The following is a 2,950-nucleotide window of genomic DNA, read 5'->3' on the forward strand; positions in this document are numbered from 1 at the left end:
GCCGGCCGAGGCCGCAAGCGCGGCCGAGGGCCCCGCGCTGCTCATGCTGACCCCGCGGCGCGTGGTGCTGGAGCCGGTGAGCGGCGCCGGCACGCGCCGCGTCTGGCGCGGCGATGGCAACCTGGCGCTGGCGACGGAAGGTGCGCGCGTGGTCGGCACCGCCGGCTTCGCGCAGATGGTCATGGCCACGCGCTTCGACGGCCCCGACCCGCTCGAGGATCCGCGCGCGCTGCTGGGGCGGGAGGCTTCGGCGCGGCGCACCGTGGACCTCTCCGGCGCCGACCGCGACCCCGCCACGATGCGCTTCGGCGTGCTGCTGGACTGCACGCTGCGCGGGCGGGAGGAGGGCGGCTGGATCCTGGTGGAGGAGCGCTGCACCGGCGGCGGCCTGTCCTTCGCCAACCGCTTCTGGGCCGAGCCGGAGCGCGGCGCGGTGCTGCGCAGCGAGCAATGGGCCGGGGAGGGCGTCGGGGTGATGACGCTGGAGCTGCGCGGCGAGTGAGCACCGCGCGCCGGCGCTACTGGCGATAGGCGACCCAGGTCGTGAACTGGCCGCGCGATCCCCAGGTGTTGTTGGCCCGGTTGACGGGTTGGTAGGTCAGCCTCGTGCCGCTGTCCTCGTGCGGGATGCGGATGTACTGCAGGCCGTAATACGGATCGGAGAAGTAGTAGAGGCGGTGGCCGCTGTCGGCGCCGGTGGTTTCCTTCGTCGCCTCGGCACCCAGCGCAACGATGAAATGCGAGCCGCCATTGTCCCACTTCACCTGGCAGATGCGCGGCTCGGTCGGCGAACCCGCCTTCAGGAACTGCTTGAGCTGCTTGGTTGCCGTTGCGCCGGTATAGGCGCCCTCGGCCCATTTGCGGGCGGTCGGCCCGCTGTAGAACTTCTCGTTGAGCACCCTGACCAGGTTGCTCATGTAGCTGCCGCTATAGCTTTCGGACTTCGCCTTCGCTCCGACCATCGCCAGCAGGCTCGGCTGCGCGCCGACCACATTGGTCGCGGTGGGCTTGTAGCCGCCGTCGAAGCTCTGGCTGAACTGCCGGATCTTGTCCAGCGAGGTCGAGGCCGCCAGGGGGTGCCGCAATTGCCGCAGCACCAGCGCGATGCAGCACGGCCCGCACTCCACCTCCTTGACCTGGGCGGTCACCCAGATCGAGCCAACCGCATAGACCTCTTCCTTGAAGGAGGCGACCTTGTGCGGGTTGACCTGCGTCAGCGTCGGAGCGCTGCTGCCATAGCTCATGCGCGTGCACTCCCCGGAGTGGCACAACCATGACGCGTGCCGGCCCGGCGAGCAACCGGAAAGACGGGCCGCCGCGTCAGCGCCAGCCCAGCCCCGCGCGCTGCATCCGTCGCATCACGAAGGCCAGCCAGGCCAGCTGCACCGCCAGCGCCGGCAGCACGATCAGCGGCTTGAAGAAGGGCTCCATCGCCAGGAACAGCACCGCCAGCCCGGCATGCAACACCGCGAAGCCCCAATGCACCGCGGCCACCGCGCGCACGCCCAGGCCGCTGCGCTGCGCCATCTGGTACAGATGCGTCCGGTGGCCCTCCGCCAGCCGCTCCCCCATCAGGGCGCGGCGCGCCAGGGTGAAGGCGGCGTCGAACAGCAGGCCGAACATCAGCAGCGGGACGATCAGGAAGGACACCTGCAGCCCGTCGAAGCGTGCCGCCGCCACCGCCAGCACGGCGAGCATGAAGCCGGCGAACTGGCTGCCGACATCGCCCATGAAGATGCGCGCGGGATGCAGGTTGAAGGGCAGGAAGCCGGCGAAGCCCGCCGCCAGGAACAGCGCGGCGGCATAGACGAACCAGCCGCCCTGCTCCGCCGCGATCACCGCCAGCGCCGCCGAGACGATCAGCAGCGTGCCGCCGACCAGCCCGTCCAGCCCGTCCATGAAGTTCACCGCGTTGGTGCAGCCGACGATCCAGACCAGCGTCAGCACCGGCCCGAGCCAGCCCAGCTCCACTGGCCCGATCCAGGGCAGCGCGAGGCGCGTCACCACCAGCCCGCCGCCCACCGCCACCAGCGCCGCGCCGACCTGCGCCGCCAGCCGCAGCCGGGCCGGCAGATCGCGCACATCGTCCCATAGCGCCACGGCCGCGATCGCCACCGCCGCGGCGATCACGCCGAGGAACTGCGCATCCGCGATGCGCGCGAAGCGCGCCGCCTGGTACAGCACCAGCATCCCCGCCAGGAAGGCGAGCACCACGCCCACCCCGCCGCCGCGCGGCGTGGGGCGCACATGGGAACTGCGCGCATTCGGATGGTCGAGGACGGGGAAGGCGATCATCAGCCGGACCGCCACGCCCGACAGCGCCGCCAGCGCCGCGGCGAAGCCCAGATGCTGCAGGACCGCGCGGAACTCCATCAGCGGATGAGCCGCCCGGGCTCCAGGCTGGCGTACACGTCGCCCGAGTTCGCCGCATGCGGCAGCGCCGCGATCCAGCCCGCCATCGCCGCCGCATCCACAGGCGCGCCATGGGCGAATGCCATGCCCTCGCCCAGGCAGGCGTTGAAGGCGCGGTAGCCCAGCGCCGCCAGTCGCTCCAGGCAGTCCAGCGCCACCTCGCGCTGGATGGTGGTGAACTCGAAGGAGAGCGACCGCGGCGCGCGGCTCAGCCCGGCCAGCGCCACGGCCTCATAGCCCTCGACGTCGATCTTCACGAAGTCCGGCATCCCGTGCTCGGCCGCCAGCGCGTCCAGCGTGGTGACGGGCAGGCGCAGCTCCGCGTCCCAGACCTGGCCTTCCCAGCCCGCCGCGCCGTCCGCCGCCGTGACGAAGGCGTCGGAGGCGGTGGCGACGGTCGGGTTCGCGGTATTCAGCCGCAGCACCGCCTCGCCCGGCGCCGCGCCGACCAGCGCGGTCACGCGCACCACGCCGGGGTCGCGCCCGAACAGCAGGCGCAGCAGCCGCGCCAGCCGCGGCTGCGGCTCCACCGCCACCG

The 2,950-nt window shown here is 72.3% G+C and carries 4 protein-coding genes; 1 reads left to right on the plus strand and 3 read right to left on the minus strand.

The genetic code is table 11. From position 1 onward, the window contains the following. Positions 1 to 502 (plus strand): YjbF family lipoprotein (locus OZN99_RS28825; protein ID WP_270938660.1); only part of this gene is annotated, 502 nt, incomplete at its 5' end. Positions 503 to 518: 16 nt separating this feature from the next. Here OZN99_RS28825 and OZN99_RS28830 read toward each other — a convergent pair. The 3 genes from OZN99_RS28830 to OZN99_RS28840 all read right to left on the minus strand — a co-directional run. After that, positions 519 to 1,244: a hypothetical protein gene (locus tag OZN99_RS28830; RefSeq protein ID WP_270938661.1), complete on the minus strand. Its 726-nt coding sequence runs from the start codon at positions 1,242 to 1,244 to the stop codon at positions 519 to 521. Between the two features lie 76 nt (positions 1,245 to 1,320). After that, positions 1,321 to 2,373: a glycosyltransferase family 4 protein gene (locus OZN99_RS28835; RefSeq protein WP_270938662.1), complete on the minus strand. Its 1,053-nt coding sequence runs from the start codon at positions 2,371 to 2,373 to the stop codon at positions 1,321 to 1,323. After that, positions 2,373 to 2,950, minus strand: a 578-nt coding sequence (locus OZN99_RS28840; RefSeq protein ID WP_270938663.1) for an FkbM family methyltransferase, incomplete at its 5' end; no start/stop codon positions are given. The genes OZN99_RS28840 and OZN99_RS28835, both read right to left, overlap by 1 nt.

Origin of the sequence: Falsiroseomonas oryzae, from assembly GCF_027856955.1 — a bacterium.
GTDB lineage: Bacteria > Pseudomonadota > Alphaproteobacteria > Acetobacterales > Acetobacteraceae > Falsiroseomonas > Falsiroseomonas oryzae.